The organism is Mycobacterium sp. E1715 (assembly GCF_001667625.1).
Classification (GTDB): domain Bacteria; phylum Actinomycetota; class Actinomycetes; order Mycobacteriales; family Mycobacteriaceae; genus Mycobacterium.
Genome location: NZ_LZJJ01000490.1, coordinates 1 through 18,257 on the forward strand (window position 1 = coordinate 1; position 18,257 = coordinate 18,257).

The 18,257-nt window shown below is 68.0% G+C and carries 17 protein-coding genes and 1 pseudogene; 14 read left to right on the top strand and 4 right to left on the bottom strand.

The features are described from left to right. A partial coding sequence (locus A9X03_RS24285) for a helix-hairpin-helix domain-containing protein (RefSeq protein ID WP_369831410.1) occupies positions 1-116 on the bottom strand: 116 nt, incomplete at its 3' end. Between the two features lie 43 nt (positions 117-159). Here A9X03_RS24285 and A9X03_RS24290 point away from each other — a divergent pair. The 5 genes and pseudogenes from A9X03_RS24290 to A9X03_RS24310 all read left to right on the top strand — a co-directional run. Beyond that, a pseudogene (locus A9X03_RS24290) lies at positions 160-540 on the top strand (BRCT domain-containing protein); the annotation flags it as partial. A gap of 4 nt (positions 541-544) precedes the next feature. Beyond that, complete coding sequence (locus tag A9X03_RS24295; RefSeq protein WP_067758287.1) at positions 545-1,660, top strand: cystathionine gamma-lyase; 1,116 nt, start codon at positions 545-547, stop codon at positions 1,658-1,660. A 27-nt stretch (positions 1,661-1,687) separates the two neighbouring features. Beyond that, the gene (locus tag A9X03_RS24300; protein ID WP_156670190.1) at positions 1,688-2,296 is read left to right on the top strand and encodes a TetR/AcrR family transcriptional regulator; all 609 of its coding nucleotides are present in this window, start codon (positions 1,688-1,690) and stop codon (positions 2,294-2,296) included. 158 nt (positions 2,297-2,454) lie between these two features. Then, positions 2,455-2,901 carry an MmpS family transport accessory protein gene (locus A9X03_RS24305; RefSeq protein ID WP_255396748.1) on the top strand — a complete coding sequence of 149 codons (447 nt, stop codon included), beginning with the start codon at positions 2,455-2,457 and terminating at the stop codon, positions 2,899-2,901. Continuing rightward, a complete protein-coding gene (locus A9X03_RS24310) occupies positions 2,898-5,822 on the top strand; it encodes an RND family transporter (protein WP_068263377.1) in 2,925 nt (974 codons plus the stop codon). The genes A9X03_RS24305 and A9X03_RS24310 overlap by 4 nt, the downstream gene beginning before the upstream one ends. Here A9X03_RS24310 and A9X03_RS24315 read toward each other — a convergent pair. Continuing rightward, the gene (locus tag A9X03_RS24315) at positions 5,819-6,475 is read right to left on the bottom strand and encodes an amino acid-binding protein (protein ID WP_156670191.1); all 657 of its coding nucleotides are present in this window, start codon (positions 6,473-6,475) and stop codon (positions 5,819-5,821) included. The genes A9X03_RS24310 and A9X03_RS24315 overlap by 4 nt on opposite strands. 96 nt (positions 6,476-6,571) lie before the next feature. Between A9X03_RS24315 and gatC the strand changes: the two genes are divergently transcribed. The 5 genes from gatC to gatB all read left to right on the top strand — a co-directional run bounded on the left by gatC (position 6,572) and on the right by gatB (position 12,439). Next, positions 6,572-6,871: an Asp-tRNA(Asn)/Glu-tRNA(Gln) amidotransferase subunit GatC gene (gene gatC, locus A9X03_RS24320; RefSeq protein ID WP_067276513.1), complete on the top strand. Its 300-nt coding sequence runs from the start codon at positions 6,572-6,574 to the stop codon at positions 6,869-6,871. Beyond that, positions 6,868-8,367 (top strand): Asp-tRNA(Asn)/Glu-tRNA(Gln) amidotransferase subunit GatA, encoded by a 1,500-nt coding sequence (gene gatA / locus A9X03_RS24325; RefSeq protein WP_068263379.1) that lies wholly within the window; start codon positions 6,868-6,870, stop codon positions 8,365-8,367. The genes gatC and gatA overlap by 4 nt, the downstream gene beginning before the upstream one ends. Positions 8,368-8,434: 67 nt before the next feature. After that, on the top strand, positions 8,435-9,466 hold the full coding sequence (locus tag A9X03_RS24330) for an ATP-dependent 6-phosphofructokinase (RefSeq protein ID WP_068263382.1): 1,032 nt from the start codon (positions 8,435-8,437) through the stop codon (positions 9,464-9,466). Between the two features lie 144 nt (positions 9,467-9,610). Continuing rightward, on the top strand, positions 9,611-10,798 hold the full coding sequence (locus A9X03_RS24335) for a MinD/ParA family protein (RefSeq protein WP_231975455.1): 1,188 nt from the start codon (positions 9,611-9,613) through the stop codon (positions 10,796-10,798). 129 nt (positions 10,799-10,927) lie between these two features. Further along, positions 10,928-12,439: an Asp-tRNA(Asn)/Glu-tRNA(Gln) amidotransferase subunit GatB gene (gatB, locus tag A9X03_RS24340; RefSeq protein WP_068263392.1), complete on the top strand. Its 1,512-nt coding sequence runs from the start codon at positions 10,928-10,930 to the stop codon at positions 12,437-12,439. A 160-nt stretch (positions 12,440-12,599) separates the two neighbouring features. On the opposite strand, the gene A9X03_RS24345 is transcribed toward gatB, so the two are convergent. Continuing rightward, the gene (locus A9X03_RS24345; RefSeq protein ID WP_067758311.1) at positions 12,600-13,721 is read right to left on the bottom strand and encodes a sorbosone dehydrogenase family protein; all 1,122 of its coding nucleotides are present in this window, start codon (positions 13,719-13,721) and stop codon (positions 12,600-12,602) included. Between the two features lie 261 nt (positions 13,722-13,982). On the opposite strand from A9X03_RS24345, the gene A9X03_RS24350 reads away from it, so the two are divergent. After that, positions 13,983-14,837: a DoxX family protein gene (locus A9X03_RS24350; protein ID WP_067758314.1), complete on the top strand. Its 855-nt coding sequence runs from the start codon at positions 13,983-13,985 to the stop codon at positions 14,835-14,837. A gap of 3 nt (positions 14,838-14,840) precedes the next feature. Here the strand turns inward: A9X03_RS24350 and A9X03_RS24355 are convergent, their stop codons facing one another. Continuing rightward, positions 14,841-15,197 carry a PH domain-containing protein gene (locus A9X03_RS24355; RefSeq protein WP_067758317.1) on the bottom strand — a complete coding sequence of 119 codons (357 nt, stop codon included), beginning with the start codon at positions 15,195-15,197 and terminating at the stop codon, positions 14,841-14,843. A gap of 364 nt (positions 15,198-15,561) precedes the next feature. Here A9X03_RS24355 and A9X03_RS24360 point away from each other — a divergent pair, with 364 nt between their 5' ends. The 3 genes from A9X03_RS24360 to A9X03_RS24370 all read left to right on the top strand — a co-directional run. After that, positions 15,562-17,379 carry an acetolactate synthase large subunit gene (locus A9X03_RS24360; protein ID WP_369828507.1) on the top strand — a complete coding sequence of 606 codons (1,818 nt, stop codon included), beginning with the start codon at positions 15,562-15,564 and terminating at the stop codon, positions 17,377-17,379. Continuing rightward, positions 17,379-17,879 carry an acetolactate synthase small subunit gene (gene ilvN, locus A9X03_RS24365; RefSeq protein ID WP_067758323.1) on the top strand — a complete coding sequence of 167 codons (501 nt, stop codon included), beginning with the start codon at positions 17,379-17,381 and terminating at the stop codon, positions 17,877-17,879. The genes A9X03_RS24360 and ilvN overlap by 1 nt, the downstream gene beginning before the upstream one ends. 34 nt (positions 17,880-17,913) lie before the next feature. Next, positions 17,914-18,257: NAD(P)-dependent oxidoreductase (locus A9X03_RS24370; protein WP_197508551.1), on the top strand; the 344-nt coding region annotated here is incomplete at its 3' end.

The window sequence follows — 18,257 nt, forward strand, 5'->3', positions numbered from 1 at the left end:
CGCCACTTGTCGACGATCGCGCGATGCCAGTCGACGGTGAACCATTCGGTGAGCGCGGCGGCGATCGTCGGCCCGACACCCTCGACCGCGGCCAACCGCTCGGTCGACGCCGACATGATCGCGTCCAGGCTGCCGAACTCGGTGGCCAGTGCGCGCGCGGCCGTCGGGCCGACGATCGCCGCCGCGCTCACCGAATGGTTCACCGTCGACTGGCATCGCGCGATCGTCGACAAGTGGCGGGCCGCCGGGGTGCGGATGGCCGACGAGCGCGATGAGAACGTGCCCCGCACCCTGGAAGGGCTGACCGTCGTCGTCACCGGCTCGCTGACCGGGTTTTCGCGCGACGACGCCAAAGAGGCGATCATCGCCCGCGGCGGAAAGGCGGCGGGGTCGGTGTCGAAAAAGACCGACTACGTCGTCGCCGGCGACGCACCGGGTTCGAAGTACGACAAGGCGGTGGAACTCGGCGTGCCGGTCCTCGACGAGGACGGGTTCCGGAAACTGTTGGCCGAGGGTCCGCCGGAAGCTCCGGCGGGCTAGGCCGATGACCGGTCGCTACGGCGATTCCACCCGCAGTCTCAAAGCCGTTGGCCCGGAGGCGATTTCGGGACACCCGGTGGCGCCGCAGGCGGTGCTCGCCGCCGTCTACCACCTGAGCAGCGACGAGACCGACGCCGCGGACACCTATGGCCGCGGCTCCAATCCCACGTGGCGACAACTGGAGTCGGCGCTCGCCGAGCTGGAGGGAGCGGGCGGTGCGCTGGTGTTCGGTTCGGGCATGGCCGCCATCAACGCCGTGCTCCGGGTGCTCGCGCCGCCGGGATCGGTTCTGGTGGTGCCCGCCGACGGCTACTACCAAGTCCGTCGTTGGGCCCGGGAAGACTTGGCGACGGCGGGGGTGACCGTCATCGAGGCGTCGAGCCCGCGTATTTACGACGCCGCGGCGGGCGCCGATGTCGTGCTGACCGAAACCCCCACCAACCCGGCGTTGGATGTCGTTGATCTGCACCGGTTGGCCACCATCTGCCGTGGCCGCGGCGCGCGGCTGATCGTGGACAACACGGCCGCCACGCCCCTGGGTCAGCGGCCGCTGTCACTGGGCGCCGACGCGGTGGTGGCCAGTGCCACCAAGGCGCTGTCCGGTCACAGTGACCTGCTGGCCGGTTACGTGGCCACCGACGACCCCGAGTTGGCCGCCGCCGTGGAACGCCAACGCTTGCTCGCCGGCGCGATCCTCGGCGGGTTCGAGGCGTGGCTGCTGTTGCGCAGTCTGGCCAGCGCCGGATTGCGTTTCGAGCGGCAATGCCAGAACGCCCGGGCCGTGGCGACGATGTTGGCCCGCCACCCGGCGGCCCGGGTGGTGCGTTACCCGGGGTTGGCGCATGACCCCTCCCATCGCGTGGCCATGGCGCAGATGCGCCGGTTCGGCTCTCTGGTCTCGGTCGAATTGGCCGACGCCGCAGCGGTACACGCCCTCGTCGAGCGCAGCGAGCTGCTCGTCGCGGCCACCAGCTTTGGCGGCCTGCACACGTCGGTGGATCGCCGGGCACGCTGGGGCGACGCCGTCGACGACGGATTCGCGCGCATCTCGCTGGGCATCGAAGACACCGACGACTTGGTCGCCGACATCGAACGGGCCCTCACGGCCATCCGGCCATAAATTACCCCGCATCGCCCCGGCAGTCCTATGGTGGGCGCTATGACCCAGACGGCGGACCGGTTCACGCAGGAATCACCGTGGTCTCCACGCGAGGCCGAGATACTGGCGGTCACGCTGCGGTTGCTGCAGGAGCACGGCTATGACCAGCTGACGGTCGACGCGGTCGCCGCCGCCGCCCACGCGAGCAAGGCCACGGTGTATCGGCGCTGGCCGTCCAAGGCCGAATTGGTCTTGGCCGCCTTCACCGAGGGCGTCCGCGTGGTCGCCGTCGCGCCCAACACCGGCACCCTGCGCGGCGACCTGCTGAGTTTGGGGGAGACGTGTGGTCGGCACGGCTCCGAGCATGCCAGCACCATCCGCGCGGTGATGGTCGAAGTTTCGCGGCACCCGGCGCTCAACGACGCTCTGCAGGAGCAATTCCTCAAGCAGCGCAAGGCGTTGATTCAGCACGTGCTGCGCCAAGCCGTCGACCGCGGTGAGATCAGCGAGGACGTCATCACCGACGAGCTGTGGGATCTGTTGCCCGGTTATCTCATCTTCCGGTCCATTATTCCCGGCCGGCCGCCCACCCGTCGCACCGTCCAGGCCCTCGTGGACGGGTTCCTCATCCCCGGCTTGACCAGAACCACCGGGTAATCCGGCGTTGACCCGCCCAGCGGAATGTGTACGCGCGCGTCTCTTGTGCAGTACGGTCCCGTACCGTACTGTCATAGCTGTCGAGCACGCCCGACCCGCCGGCAGCCGCCTCTGGCTTGAGAGGTGGTCGTGTCGCCCGATAATCGAAAGGTGAACGGGTGAAGGGGAATTCGGTGGCATTCCTCGTCAGACGAGGGTGGATGGTACTGGTTGCGGTGCTGGTGGTCACGCTCGCGGGATTCGGCATCTATCGCCTGCACGGCATCTTCGGCTCAGACAGCAGCGCCTCGGCGAACAGCGGCCTGGCCAACGAAATCGTGCCGTTCAACCCCAAGCGGGTGGTGCTCGAGGTCTTCGGCAGGCCCGGCGCCACCGCGACCATCAACTACCTTGATGTCAACGCCCAACCGCAGCAAGTCAAGGACGCCCCGCTGCCGTGGTCGTTCACGATCACCACCACGGAGCCCGCGGTCCTGGGCAATGTCGTCGCACAGGGAAACGGCGACAGCCTCGGCTGCCGCATCACCGTCAACGGGGAAGTGAAAGACCAACGCACCGTTGACAAAGTCGACGCCTACACCTTCTGTCTGGACAAATCGGGATGAGCGACCACGAACCGCCGCGGGCGCGGGTCCCGCGCACCATCCGCCGGCTCGCACTGCCCATCCTGCTGTTCTGGGTGGCGCTGGCCGCGATCACCAATATCGCGGTGCCGCAGCTGGAAGAGGTTGGCAAGACGCACAATGTGGCGCTGAACTCGCCCGACGCCCCGTCGCTCAAAGCCATCAAGCGCATCGGCGAAAAGTTCGGGGAATTCGACACCGACAGCTCGGCGATGATCGTGCTGGAGGGCGACAAGCCGCTGGGTGCGGACGCGCACCGTTACTACGACGAGATGATCCGCAGGCTCGCGCAGGACAAGAAGCACGTCGAGCACGTCCAGGACTACTGGGGCGACACCCTGACGGCGGCGGGATCGCAGAGCAGCGACGGCAAGGCCGCTTACGTCCAGGTGAACCTGGCCGGTAATCAGGGCTCGGCGCTGGCCAACGAGGGCGTCGGGGCGCTGCGCGACATCGTCGAGCGCATCAAGCCCCCGCCCGGTGTCAAGGCCTATGTGACCGGCGCGGCGCCGCTGATATCCGATCAGTTCGACGTCGGGAGCAAGGGCACCGCGAAGGTCACCGCGATCACGATCGGCGTGATCGCCTTGATGCTGTTCTTCGTCTACCGCTCGGTGCTCACCACGCTGCTGGTGCTCGCCACCGTCCTGATCGAAATGTCCGCCGCCCGAGGCCTTGTCGCGTTCCTCGGAAACGCGGGCGTCATCGGGTTGTCGACGTATGCGACGAATCTGTTGACGCTTCTGGTGATCGCCGCGGGCACCGACTACGCGATATTCTTCGTGGGCCGCTACCAGGAAGCCCGTGGAACCGGTGAGGACCGCGAAAAGGCTTTCTACACCATGTATCACGGCACGACGCACATCGTGCTCGGTTCGGGTCTGACGGTGGCCGGCGCGGTGGCCTGTCTGAGCTTCACCCGGCTGCCCTACTTCCAGAGTTTGGGCATTCCGGCCGCGCTGGGTATCCTCGTCGCGCTGTTCGCCGCCCTGACCTTGGGCCCCGCGATCCTCACCCTGGGCGCCAGGGTGGGCATCTTCGACCCCAAGCGGGCGGTCAGAACCCGCGGCTGGCGGCGCATCGGCACCGCCATCGTCCGCTGGCCGGGGGCCGTTCTCGCCGCGGCCTGCGCGTTGGCCCTGGTGGGCCTGATCGCCTTGCCCGGATACAAGACCAGCTATGACACCCGTCCCTACATGCCGGCCAGCGCGCCGGCCAACGTCGGCTACACCGCCGCCGAGAAGCATTTCTCCCGGGCCCGGCTGGAGCCCGAATTGCTCATGGTCGAAACCGATCACGACATGCGCAACCCGGAGAGCATGCTCGTGCTGGACAAGGTGGCCAAGGCGGTATTCCACGTGCCCGGCGTCGCGCAGGTGCAGACCATCACCCGTCCACTGGGCACCCCGCTGGTCCACAGCTCGCTGGCGTTCGTGGTCAGCAATTCCAGCGCGGCGCAGCAGGAAAACCTGACCTATCAACAGGATCGGGCCAACGATGCCCTCAAGCAGGCCAACGAGCTGAACAAGACCATCAACATCTTGAAGCAGCAATACGTGTTGCAGCAGCAGCTCGCCGGCACCACCCACGACGAGACCCAGAGCTTCCACGACACGCTCGGCACGATCCAGGACCTGCGCGACAAGATCGCGTATTTCGACGACTTCTTCAGGCCGGTTCGCAGCTACTTCTACTGGGAGCGGCACTGCTACGACATCCCCATCTGCTTCGCGTTCAGATCGCTGTTCGACGCGCTCGACGGAATCGATCAGCTCACCGAGAAGTTCGAAAACCTCACGGCGTCACTCGATAAGCTCGACGCCCTGCAGCCGAAACTGGTGGCGCTGATACCGCCGCAGATCGAGAGTCAGCAGACCAACCGCGACCTGACGTTGGCCAATTACGCCACGCTGTCCGGCATCTACGCGCAGACCGCGGCCGCGATCGACAACGCGACGGCGCTGGGGCGGGCCTTCGACGCGGCCAAGAACGACGACACCTTCTACCTGCCGCCGGAGGTGTTCAACAACCCGGACTTCAAGCGCGGGCTCAAATTGTTCCTCTCGCCCGACGGTAAGGCCGCCCGCATGATCGTCACGCACGAAGGCGATCCCGCTACGCCCCAGGGTATTTCGCACATCGACCCGATTGCCAAGGCTGCGCACGAGGCGCTGAAGGGCACGCCGATGGCGGACGCGGGAATCTATCTCGGCGGGACGGCCGCGACCTACAAGGACATTCAGGACGGGGCCAAGTACGACCTGATGATCGTCGCGTTCGCCGCTCTGAGCTTGATCCTGCTGATCATGATGATCATCACGCGCAGCCTGATCGCCGCCCTGGTCATCGTCGGCACCGTCGCTCTGTCGCTGGGTGCCTCGTTCGGGCTCTCGGTCCTGGTCTGGCAGTACATCTTCGGCATTCAGCTGTATTGGGTGGTGCTCGCGCTGGCGGTCATCCTGCTTCTTGCGGTGGGATCCGACTACAACCTGCTGTTGATCTCCCGGTTCAAGGAGGAAATTCATGCCGGCTTGAACACCGGCATCATCCGAGCGATGGCGGGCTCCGGGTCGGTGGTCACCTCGGCCGGCATCGTGTTCGCGGTGACCATGTGTGCGTTCGTCTTCAGCGGTTTCCAGGTGCTCGGTCAGATCGGGACGACGATCGGCATCGGTTTGCTGTTCGACACGCTGATCGTGCGATCGTTCATGACGCCTTCTGTCGCAAGGATTCTCGGGCGCTGGTTCTGGTGGCCGCAACGGGTGCGCCCGCGCCCGGCCAGCACCATGCTGCGGCCCTACGGTCCGCGTCCGGCGGTTCGGCAGCTGTTGCTGTGGGAAGACGACGACCCGGCGGTGCTGTCCGGTTCGACTTCGCCGGCGCTGTCCGGCACGGCGCGCTAGCGCAGCAGGGTGGCCACGATCCCGGCCAGGTAGCCCAGGCGAGCCACCTCCGACGGCCGGAATTCCGGGCCCGGGCGGCCCAGCACCACCGCGGTGTGCGGATCACCCAGCGGGGCCGCGACCATCGTGGTGTCCATGTCGCGCCACGCCTGCGGCACCCAGTCGCCCGCGCTGTCCAGCGTCACCGCCCGCTCGAGGGGCAGCCACGGGGCCGAATCCGCCCGCGTCTCCGGCGCACCCGGGCTGGACGCCAGCCGCTCCAGCCCGTCGCCGGCACTGCGCACCACGGTGCACCAGCTGACCCGCAGCACCCGGGGCGCCTCGTCGGCCAGGACCTGCAGCCGGGAGGCGTTGTCGCCGGCCGCGGCGACGTGGTCGAGCAGTTCCAGCTCGCGATGGGCCTCCAGCAACCCGGTGTGGGGCCGCACGCTGTCCACCCGGACACCGTTGAGCGATTCCGCGGCGGTGATCAGCGTGTCCGGCATCGCCCCGGGCGGCAATTCGATCACCAGGTCGTCGATCGCATACCCCGAGCTGCGCTCGACCACGTCGAGCGACAGGATGTCGGCGCCGACCGAACCGAGCGCGACCGCCAGCGAGCCCAGGCTGCCCGGGCGGTCGACCAGCTCGATGCGCAACAAATACGACGGCACGGCCAACACTGTTACACAGCGATGCGTGCACTGCATTTCTGCGGATAACCGGCGGCCCTGAACCCGGCCCCGCGCGCGCGACTAGGCTTTCCTGTCGTGTCTCAGATCTCCCGCGACGAGGTGGCGCACCTGGCCCGGCTGTCCCGGCTGGCGCTGACCGATAGCGAGCTCGACAGCTTCGCCGGCCAGCTCGACGCCATCCTGACCCACGTCAGCCAGGTGCAGGCGGTCGACGTCACCGGCGTCGAAGCGACCGACAACCCGCTCAAGGACGTGAACGTCACCCGCCCCGACGAACCGACCCCCTGCCTGACACAGTCGGAGGCGCTGGCCCAGGCGCCCGAGGCCGCCGACGGCCGCTTCGCGGTGCCGCAAATCCTGGGGGACAGCGAGTGAACGACATCGTCCGGTCCGACGCCGCGACCCTGGCGGCCCGGATCGCCGCCAAGGAGTTGTCGTCGGTCGAGGTCACCCAGGCGTGCCTGGACCAGATCGCGGCGACCGACGACCGCTACCGCGCCTTCCTGCACGTGGCCGCCGACGAGGCGCTTGCCGCGGCGGCCGCCGTCGACAAGCAGGTCGACGAGGCGATGGCCGCGGGGGAGCGGCTGCCCTCACCGCTGGCCGGGGTGCCGCTGGCGCTCAAGGACGTCTTCACCACCATCGACATGCCCACCACCTGCGGCTCCAAAATTCTCGAGGGCTGGCGTTCCCCCTATGACGCCACCCTCACCACGCGGTTGCGTGCCGCGGGCATCCCGATCCTCGGCAAGACCAACATGGACGAGTTCGCGATGGGCAGCTCGACGGAGAACTCCGCCTACGGCCCCACCCGCAACCCGTGGGACCTCGACCGGGTGCCCGGTGGCTCCGGGGGAGGCAGCGCGGCGGCGCTGGCCGCGTTCCAGGCTCCGCTGGCCATCGGGTCCGACACCGGCGGCTCGATCCGGCAGCCGGCGGCGCTGACCGCGACGGTCGGCGTCAAGCCCACCTACGGCACCGTGTCGCGCTACGGGCTGGTGGCCTGCGCGTCGTCGCTTGACCAGGGCGGCCCGTGCGCTCGCACGGTGCTGGACACCGCGCTGCTGCACCAGGTGATCGCCGGGCACGACACCCGCGACTCCACGTCCGTCGAAGCGGCGGTGCCCGACGTCGTCGGGGCCGCCAAAGCCGGCGCGGCCGGTGACCTCAAGGGCGTGCGGGTCGGAGTCGTGAAGCAGCTGCGCGGCGACGGCTACCAGCCGGGGGTGCTGGCTTCGTTCGAGGCCGCCGTCGGGCGGCTGACCGAGCTGGGCGCCGAGGTGACCGAAGTCGACTGCCCGCACTTCGAATACGCGCTGGCCGCCTACTACCTGATCTTGCCGTCGGAGGTGTCGAGCAACCTGGCCCGCTTCGACGCGATGCGCTACGGGCTGCGCGTCGGCGACGACGGGACACACAGCGCCGAGGAGGTGATGGCGCTGACCCGGGCCGCCGGTTTCGGTCCGGAAGTCAAGCGGCGCATCATGATCGGCACCTACGCGCTGTCGGCCGGCTATTACGACGCCTATTACAATCAGGCCCAGAAGGTGCGCACGCTGATCGCCCGCGACCTGGACCGCGCCTACGAGTCGGTCGACGTGGTGGTGTCGCCGGCGACACCGACCACCGCCTTCCCGCTGGGGGAGAAGGTGGACGACCCGCTGGCGATGTACCTGTTCGATCTGTGCACGCTGCCCCTGAACCTGGCCGGCCACTGCGGCATGTCGGTGCCTGCGGGGCTGTCCCCGGACGACGGCCTGCCGGTCGGGCTGCAGATCATGGCACCGGCACTGGCCGACGACCGCCTCTACCGGGTTGGCGCCGCGTACGAGGTGGCCCGCGGCCCGCTACCGTCGGCACCCACCCTGTAGCGCCGAGTCCGGAGCGATTTTGCGCTTGCCCGCGCCATAGGGGCGTCGCCCCAGGCAAGATGAAGGCATGCGGATCGGAGTTCTCACTGGTGGTGGTGACTGTCCGGGGCTGAACGCCGTCATCCGGGCGGTGGTGCGCACCTGCGACGCCCGCTACGGCTCGTCGGTGGTCGGCTTTCAGGACGGGTGGCGCGGGTTACTGGAAAACCGGCGTATCCAACTGCAGAACGACGACCGCAACGACCGGCTGCTGGCCAAGGGCGGCACGATGCTGGGGACCGCCCGGGTGCACCCCGACAAACTGCGCGCCGGGCTGGACCAGATCAAGCAGACCCTGGACGACAACGGCATCGACGTGCTCATCCCGATCGGCGGTGAAGGCACGCTGACCGCCGCGCACTGGCTGTCCGAGGAGAACGTTCCCGTCGTCGGCGTGCCGAAGACCATCGACAACGACATCGATTGCACCGACGTCACTTTCGGCCACGACACCGCGCTCACCGTCGCCACCGACGCAATCGACCGGCTGCACAGCACCGCCGAATCCCACCAGCGGGTGATGCTGGTGGAGGTGATGGGCCGGCACGCGGGCTGGATCGCGCTGAACGCCGGCCTGGCCTCGGGCGCGCACATGACACTGATCCCCGAGCAGCCCTTCGACGTCGAGGAGGTGTGCCGGTTGGTCAAACGCCGCTTCCAGCGCGGAGATTCGCACTTCATCTGCGTGGTCGCCGAGGGAGCCAAACCCATCCCGGGCTCAATCTCGCTGCGCGAGGGCGGGCTTGACGAGTTCGGCCACGAGAAGTTCACCGGTGTCGCGGCCCAGCTAGGTGCCGAGGTGGAGAAGCGGATCAACAAGGACGTCCGGGTGACCGTGCTGGGCCACGTCCAGCGCGGCGGGACGCCGACGGCCTTCGACCGGGTGCTGGCCACCCGGTTCGGCGTCAACGCCGCCGACGCCGCGCACGCCGGTGAGTACGGCCAGATGGTGTCGTTGCGAGGGCAGGACATCGGCCGGGTGACCCTGGCCGACGCGGTGCGCCAGCTCAAGCTGGTGCCCGAAAGCCGGTACGACGACGCCGCCGCCTTCTTCGGCTAACCCCGCCATTTCGGCAAACGGCGGGTGGCCCTGGTCTGACTTCGGCCTGGCCAGGGGTTGAATTCGCCCGGCTACCGGCCAGCTGCGGGCCGTTTGCGCAAATTCGTGGTTTCCGGACGGGTTCCCGGCGGTTATACCTCCGAAGTGAGCAACCGCGGTTCGATTCGCGGAGTCGTTCAGCACCCCGCGGCGACGGCGGGGCCGGTGGGCCCGCCGGCCCGTCGCCCGCGACCGCCCGGTTGGCGCGTCGATGCCGATCCGGCGGCCGCCACGATGCCTCAGCCCCATCCTTCGGATCCGGCCATCCGCGGGCCGCAGTTCAGGCCACCCCCGCCCGCGCCCGCATCACGGGTCCCCCCGGTACGGCGGCCCGCGCGACTGCCGGGCGGGACGGCGCTGGACGGACTCGACCTGCAGGAGCGCGACGGCTCCTCCCGGTTCAGCTGGCGAGAAGTGGTCCATCGCCTGACGGGCGTCGATCTGGGCCCCGGCAAAGACGCACGGTACAAAGAGGACTTGCGCAACCGCATCCGCGCTGAGGTGGGCGGGGCGTTTCCCATCGCCGTGCTCAACCTCAAGGGTGGCGTCGGCAAGACCGCGGTGGTGGAGGCGCTCGGGTCGACGTTCGCCGACGCGCGCAACGACCGGATCATCGCCGTCGACATGGACGCCGGCGACCTGGCGGATCGCCACGGCAAGCCCAACGCGCTGGGAATGGCCGAGCTGCTCGCCGACGACACGGTCACGAGCTACCCGGACGTACGCGCACATACCTACATGAACAACTTCGGCCTGGAAGTGCTCGGACTGCCCGACTACGCGCACACCGATTGGCGGCTCGAGCGTCATGACGCGGTGAAGGCATTTTCGATCCTGCGCAACCACTATTCGGTGGTGCTGGTGGACTGCGCGAAGGCGCTCAATTCGGGTGTGATGGATGCCGTCCTGCGTGAGGCGCTGGCGCTGGTCGTGGTGACCAGCACGTCCATAGACGCGATTCGGAAAACCGCTACCACTTTGGATTGGTTGGCCAACAACGCATATCAATGGCTGGTGCAGTCGACGGTATTGGCGATCAACCACGTGGAGCCGGCCAAGGTGGAACTGCTGGCCGCCAAGGAGCTCGAGCGATTGTCCGCGCGCGTCGGCGCAACGGTGGTGCTGCCGTTCGATCGACACATACACGGCGGGAACCAGATCGAACTGGACCGGCTGAGCAAGGAAAGCCGACGAAGTTACCTCGAGATGGCGGCCGTGCTGGCCGACATGTTCCCGGGCAGGGGTGAGGAGCTCAACCGGTACCCGGCGCCGCGGTCCCCGCACTGGCCCTGATCGCCCGGCTCCGCCGCGCTGACCCTCTTCGCCCGGCTCCGCCGAGCTCGAGGTCACCACTACGGTTGGCGGTGGTGACCCTCTTCGCCCGGCTCCGCCGAGCTCGAGGTCACCACTAGGATCGGCTGCATGAGTGTTGCTGCCAGCGCCGATCTCATGAACTACGACGAGGTCCTCGCGCGCTTCGACCCGGTACTCGGCCTCGAGGTGCACGTCGAGCTGTCGACCGTCACCAAGATGTTCTGCGGCTGCTCCACCGCCTTCGGCGCCGAGCCCAACACGCAGGTATGCCCCGTGTGCCTCGGGCTGCCCGGCTCGCTGCCGGTGCTCAACCGCACGGCGGTGGAATCGGCGATCCGGATCGGGCTGGCCCTCAACTGCGAGATCGTGCCCTGGTGCCGGTTCGCCCGGAAGAACTACTTCTACCCGGACATGCCCAAGAACTACCAGATTTCCCAGTACGACGAGCCGATCGCGATCAACGGATACCTGGAAGCGCCGCTGGACGACGGCACCACCTGGCGGGTCGAGATCGAGCGCGCGCACATGGAGGAGGACACCGGCAAGCTCACCCACCTGGGCAGCGAGACCGGCCGCATCCACGGCGCGACGACCTCGCTGCTCGACTACAACCGGGCCGGTGTGCCGCTGATCGAGATCGTCACCAAGCCGATCGTCGGTGCCGGCGACCGGGCCCCCCAGATCGCCCGGGCTTATGTCACGGCATTGCGAGACCTGTTGCGCGCCTTGGGCGTATCCGATGTCAGGATGGACCAGGGGTCGATGCGTTGCGACTCCAACGTTTCGCTGATGCCCAAGGGTGCCGTCGAGTTCGGCACCCGCACCGAGACCAAGAACGTCAACTCGCTGAAAAGCGTTGAGGTGGCGGTGCGTTACGAAATGCAGCGGCAGGCCGCCGTCCTCGCGTCCGGCGGTCAGATCATCCAGGAGACCAGGCACTTTCACGAGGCCGGGTACACCAGCCCGGGCCGGGCCAAGGAGACCGCCCAGGACTACCGCTATTTCCCCGAGCCCGACCTCGAACCCGTGGCGCCCAGCCGTGAATTGGTCGAGCAGCTGCGCCAGACGATCCCGGAGCTGCCGTGGCTGAGCCGCAAGAGGATTCAGGATGAATGGGGCGTTTCCGACGAGGTGATGCGCGACCTGGTCAACGCCGGCGCCGTCGACTTGGTGATCGAGACGGTCAAGCACGGCGCCACCAGCGAGCAGGCGCGCGCCTGGTGGGGAAACTTCTTGGTGCAGAAGGCCAATGAGGCCAACATCGGCCTGGACGAGCTGACCATCACCCCGGCTCAGGTCGCCGCGGTGATCGCGCTCGTGGACGAGGGCAAGCTGTCCAACAAGCTGGCCCGCCAGGTTGTGGAGGGAGTGCTGGCCGGCGAGGGCGAGCCCGGGCAGGTGATGGCGGCCCGCGGCCTCGAGCTGGTGCGCGACGACTCGGTGACCCAGGCCGCGGTCGACGAGGCGCTGGCCGCCAATCCCGATGTGGCGGAGAAGATCCGGGGCGGCAAGGTGGCCGCGGCCGGCGCGATCGTCGGCGCGGTGATGAAGGCCACCCGGGGCCAGGCCGACGCGGCTCGGGTCCGCGAACTGGTGCTGGCGGCCTGCGGGCAGGGGTAGCCGGCCCACCAGGAGCAACTCGGCGGGACGGGCGAGACTTCAGCCCATCATTAGCCGAGTCTCGAACGCGATATCACCCGCGATATCGAATTCACGAATCATGTGGTGGTTCGCCCCCGGTAGGGATGTGGCTGCTGTGGCGTGCTCCGGCAGGCCCCAATCAGGTCTTGTCGTCGTTGTTGCGCGGGAAACCGCCGCCCTGCGGGAACAGCGGGAACACCACGTCGTCGAGCTTCTCGGCGTCGCCGGCGGTCTTGTTGACGGTTGCGCCCCAAACGTTTCCGTCCGGGGACATCCGCAGCGCCCACGCGTGGGCGTGGGTGTCCTTGCGGACCACGTCGGGTTCACCGGTGACGGCACCCGTCGCGGGAGCCAGCCGCACTGCGACCGTCAGCTTGGTGTTGATCAGGTTGACCAGCACGGTCCCGTCCATTGCCGCGCAGCCGGCCACGCCGGGCTTGTCCGGCCAGGTCCACACCGTGGAGACTTCGGAGGTCTTGGTGATGCGCTGCAACCGATCCGCCGTCGGCGTGCGGTCGGCGACGTAGAGCGAGCCGTCGACGGGGTCGATGCACAGGCCGCCGCCGGCGCCGACGCCCGACAGCGCCGTCGTCGGCGGGGCCTGACCGATGGTGGTCGGCTGCTCGATGCGAAGCACCTTGCCGGCCAGCGATTTAGGATCCGCCGCCGCCGCGGGGTTACCCGCATCGCCGGTCATCACGACCAGCGTGGTGGGGCTGGTGAAGATCAGCGCGCCGGTGTTCCCGGTGGCGCCCTTGGGGATCCCGGTCAGGATGTCTTTCGGGATGTCGCCGTCGGCCACCCGGATCACCCGATTGTCGGTAGGCGTGCTGACGTAGGCGTACATGAGCCGGTCTTGCGTGTAGGTCGGCGACAGCACGATGTCCATCAGCCCGCCGTCCCCGGAGGGGTCGACCGGGATGACCATCTTCACCTTCGGCTCGGCGCTCACCGAGATCTCCTTGACCGCGCCGGTGGTGCGCTCGGCGACCAGCGCGGTTTTGCTGTCGGGACCCATGATCAGTCCGCTGGTGCTCTCCAGGCAGCCCTGCATTACGCCAGGAGCCGGGCACGCCTTGGGAAACGGCGTGGGCGGCAGCGGCGGCGGTGGGGGAGGCGTCGAACTGGGTTGGGGCTTGAGTTCGGGGTTGGTGGTGAACGGCTGCGACTGGGCGTCGTTGAATCGTGCGCAGCCGCTCGCGACGAGCACCACCGCGCAAAGCGCGGCGAACCCGCACCGAACCGAGCGCCCTAATCGCATGACCGACAGGCTACGGATAGTGCGGCCGCCCCCGCCACACGCATGCGCTGCCCGCCCGGCGCGACGCGATCCGAGCGCGCCCGGGAACGGCCCACGGGCGGCGCCTGGCCCCCGTTTTGCGGCCGGATTGGGCCCTGCGTCGCCCCGCGGAAGGCGTTTTCAGGCCGATCTGGACGTGTTCGGCGGGCAAACCGCCGATTGCCTGGCGAAAGCGCCGCTCAAATCCCCAATTCGGCGGCAAATGCCCTTACCCTGACACGCGTGACCAGTCAACCGAATGACGGACATTGGCAGCGGCCCGGCGAATCCCCGGAGCCAACTCCAGGTCGCCCCGCGACGGCGCGTGTGGTTGACCCCGAAGACGATCTGACGCCCGTCGGCTACCCCGGCGACTTCAACCCCTCCACCGGAACCACCACCGTCATCCCCTACATGGGCGACCACGCCGGCGGGTCCAGCGCGGCGGGGTACAACGTGCTCGACCAACAGGAGCCGTTGCCCTACGTCCAGCCGCAGGCATCGCGGCACGCAGCGGCCGAGCCCGCCGAGATCGACGCGGACGAACACCACGGCCGGCTGCACGAAGTGGGCCGCCGTGGAACCCAGCACCTGGGTTTGCTGATCTTGCGGGTCGGGCTCGGTGTCGTGCTGGCCGCCCACGGGTTGCAGAAGCTGACCGGCTGGTGGGGCGGCTCCGGCGTGGGCGGGTTCAAGAACTCACTGTCCGACGTCGGCTACCAGCACGCCGACATCCTGGCCTACGTCAGCGCCGGCGGCGAGCTCGTCGCGGGCGTTCTTCTGGTGCTCGGTCTGTTCACCCCGGTGGCCGCGGCCGGCGCGCTCGCCTTTCTGATCAACGGCATGCTGGCCACCATCACCGCGCGGCCGCATCCGCACAGCTTCACGTACTTCCTGCCCGACGGGCACGAATACCAGATCAGCCTGATCGTGATGGCCGTCGCGGTGATCCTGTGCGGGCCGGGCCGCTACGGCCTCGACGCGCGACGGGGCTGGGCGCATCGGCCCTTCATCGGGTCGTTCGTCGCGCTGCTGGTCGGCATCGCCGCAGGCATCGCGGTGTGGGTGCTGCTCAACGGGGTCAACCCGATCGCCTGACCCTCACTGATACGGGTTAGGCACCCGTCCCGAGCTGGCCTCGGTCAGCTGCGGCAGCGTCGCGAACGTCACCGCGGGCAGGCGCACCTCCGCGCCGCTCTTGAGGTGCGCGCGTGCCCAGGAACCCCGATGGAAGCGCAGCCCGTCGATGTCATCCCAGTCCACCGTCTGGCTGCCCAGCAGCGTGCGGACCGTCACGCCTCGATCGTCGGCGACGGTCCGCAACCGGACGATCAGCGCCGACAGCAGCACGGGGATCACCAGCAGTGGCGCCGAGGGCGGCCAGAGCATCACCGGGATCAGCAGCCCGAGGGTGAAGAACCCGACGGCCAGGTGCGCGATCGGGGACACCTTGATCACGACGGGTGTGTGGGAAGACGAACCGGTAGCCACCCGACCATCATTTCACCCGTCGCGGGGGGCCGGATCTGTGCGCGGGCCACGGGGCGCGGATTTGACTGCTGAGCTGTGCGAAGGCTACCGTCGGACGTTATGGATACCGCCGGACAGCCCGGGATGCTCGTAGTAATTAGTCGGCGCGTTGGTGCCTGACTAGCCTCTTCGGCATTTGAAGCTATCCAGACCAACGCGCAACCCTCGTGCAGCAGAAGAGCTGTCGGGGGTTTTTTGTTGCCCCCAGCGAGACTCCCAGAGTGAATAAGGACGAAAGACAGTGAGCGCACCCACCAGGCAGCACGCCACCCAGCCGGAGCGTGCCGCCGACATCGCCACGGACGCGGCGGAAACGCCGGCAGCCGCCCCCGCACGGAAGCCGAAACGTGTTGGGCCCGAGAAACTTACCGGCGCACAGTCGGTGATCCGGTCGCTGGAGGAGCTCGACGTCGAGGTCATCTTCGGGATTCCCGGCGGCGCCGTGTTGCCGGTTTACGATCCGCTGTTCGACTCGAAAAAGCTTCGCCACGTGCTGGTTCGGCACGAGCAGGGCGCCGGTCACGCCGCGAGCGGCTACGCCCACGCCACCGGCAAGGTCGGGGTGTGCATGGCGACGTCGGGCCCCGGCGCCACCAACCTGGTCACGCCGCTGGCCGACGCCCAAATGGACTCGGTGCCCGTCGTCGCCATCACCGGTCAGGTCGGTCGCACGCTGATCGGCACCGACGCCTTCCAGGAAGCCGACATCTCGGGCATCACGATGCCGATCACCAAGCACAACTTCCTGGTCCGCTCCGGCGACGAGATCCCGCAGGTGATGGCCGAGGCGTTCCACATCGCGTCCTCCGGCCGCCCCGGCGCGGTGCTGGTCGACATCCCCAAAGACGTGCTGCAGGGGCAGTGCACGTTCAGTTGGCCGCCGCGCATGGACCTGCCCGGCTACAAGCCGAACACCAAGCCGCACAACCGGCAGATCCGCGAGGCCGCCAAGCTGATCGCCGACGCCCGCAAGCCGGTCCTCTACGTCGGTGGTGGCGTCATCCGCGGGGAGGCGACCGAGCAGCTGCGCGAGCTGGCCGAGCTGACCGGCATCCCGGTGGTCACCACCCTGATGGCGCGCGGGGCGTTCCCCGACAGCCACCGCCAGCACATGGGCATGCCCGGTATGCACGGCACCGTCGCCGCGGTGGCGGCGCTGCAGCGCAGCGACCTGCTGATCGCCCTGGGCACACGCTTCGACGACCGGGTGACCGGGAAGCTCGACACCTTCGCGCCCGAGGCGAAAGTCATTCACGCCGACATCGACCCGGCCGAGATCGGCAAGAACCGCCACGCCGACGTGCCGATCGTCGGCGACGTCCAAGCGGTCATCACCGACCTGATCGCGATGCTGCGGCACTACGACATCCCCGGCAGCGTCGACATGACGGAGTGGTGGGCCTATCTGGACAGCGTTCAGTCCACCTACCCGCTGAGCTACGACCCGCAAAGCGACGGCAGTCTCGGCCCGGAATACGTCATCGAGAAGCTCGGCCAGATCGCCGGGCCCGACGCGGTGTACGTCGCCGGGGTGGGCCAGCACCAAATGTGGGCCGCGCAGTTCATCTCGTATGAGAAACCGCGCACCTGGATCAACTCCGGTGGGCTGGGCACCATGGGGTTCGCCATACCGGCCGCCATGGGGGCCAAGATGGCTCGCCCGGAGGCCGAGGTGTGGGCCATCGACGGCGACGGCTGCTTCCAGATGACCAACCAGGAGCTGGCCACCTGCGCCATCGAAGGCGTGCCGATCAAGGTGGCGCTGATCAACAACGGCAACCTGGGCATGGTGCGTCAGTGGCAGACGCTGTTCTACGAGGAGCGGTATTCGCAGACGGACCTGGCCACGCACTCGCATCGCATCCCCGACTTCGTGAAGCTCGCGGAGGCGCTGGGCTGTGTCGGATTGCGTTGCGAGCGTGAGGAAGACGTCGAGGACGTGATCAACGCGGCCCGGGCGATCACCGACCGTCCCGTGGTGATCGACTTCATCGTCGGCGCCGACGCGCAGGTGTGGCCGATGGTCGCCGCGGGCACCAGCAACGACGAGATCCAGGCCGCCCGCGGCATTCGCCCGCTCTTCGACGACGAGAGCGAAGGGCACGCCTGATGCACACGCACACGCTGTCGGTGTTGGTGGAGGACAAGCCCGGTGTGCTCGCCCGCGTGGCGGCGCTGTTCTCCCGGCGCGGTTTCAACATCGAGTCGCTGGCCGTCGGGGCCACCGAGCAAAAGGACATGTCGCGCATGACGATTGTGGTCAGCGCGGAGGAGACCCCGCTCGAGCAGATCACCAAGCAGCTCAACAAGCTGATCAACGTCATCAAGATCGTCGAGCTCGACGACGGGGCCGCGGTGTCCCGGGAGTTGGCGCTGATCAAGGTGCGCGCCGACGCGGGCAGCCGCAGTCAGGTGATCGAGGCGGTGAACCTGTTCCGCGCCAAGGTGATTGACGTATCGACCGAGGCGCTGACGATCGAGGCTACCGGTGACCGCGGCAAGATCGAGGCGCTGCTGCGGGTGCTGGAACCGTTCGGCATCCGCGAGATAGTCCAATCGGGAGTGGTGTCGTTGTCCCGCGGTCCGCGCGGCATCGCCACGGCCAAGTAACACACAAGGAGATATTGAAACAGTGGCACTAGAAATGTTCTACGACGACGACGCAGACCTGTCGATCATCCAGGGCCGCAAGGTCGGCGTCATCGGGTACGGCAGCCAGGGGCACGCGCATTCGCTGAGCCTGCGCGACTCGGGTGTGCAGGTTCGCGTCGGGCTCAAGGAGGGTTCGAAGTCGCGGGCCAAGGTGGAGGAGCAGGGCCTGGAGGTCGACACGCCCGCCGAGGTGGCCAAGTGGGCCGACGTCATCATGCTGTTGGCGCCCGACACCGCGCAGGCGGACATCTTCAAGAACGACATCGAGCCCAACCTCAAGCCCGGTGACGCGCTGTTCTTCGGGCACGGTCTCAACATTCACTTCGGTCTGATCAA

Excerpts from the sequence above, each read along its gene's own strand:
- A9X03_RS24295 (WP_067758287.1), top strand. The coding sequence starts at position 545 with ATGACCGGTCGCTACGGCGATTCCACCCGCAGTCTCAAAGCCGTTGGC.
- A9X03_RS24300 (WP_156670190.1), top strand. The coding sequence starts at position 1,688 with ATGGTGGGCGCTATGACCCAGACGGCGGACCGGTTCACGCAGGAATCA.
- A9X03_RS24310 (WP_068263377.1), top strand. The coding sequence starts at position 2,898 with ATGAGCGACCACGAACCGCCGCGGGCGCGGGTCCCGCGCACCATCCGC.
- A9X03_RS24330 (WP_068263382.1), top strand. The coding sequence starts at position 8,435 with ATGCGGATCGGAGTTCTCACTGGTGGTGGTGACTGTCCGGGGCTGAAC.
- gatB (WP_068263392.1), top strand. The coding sequence starts at position 10,928 with ATGAGTGTTGCTGCCAGCGCCGATCTCATGAACTACGACGAGGTCCTC.
- A9X03_RS24345 (WP_067758311.1), bottom strand. The coding sequence starts at position 13,721 with ATGCGATTAGGGCGCTCGGTTCGGTGCGGGTTCGCCGCGCTTTGCGCG.
- ilvN (WP_067758323.1), top strand. The coding sequence starts at position 17,379 with ATGCACACGCACACGCTGTCGGTGTTGGTGGAGGACAAGCCCGGTGTG.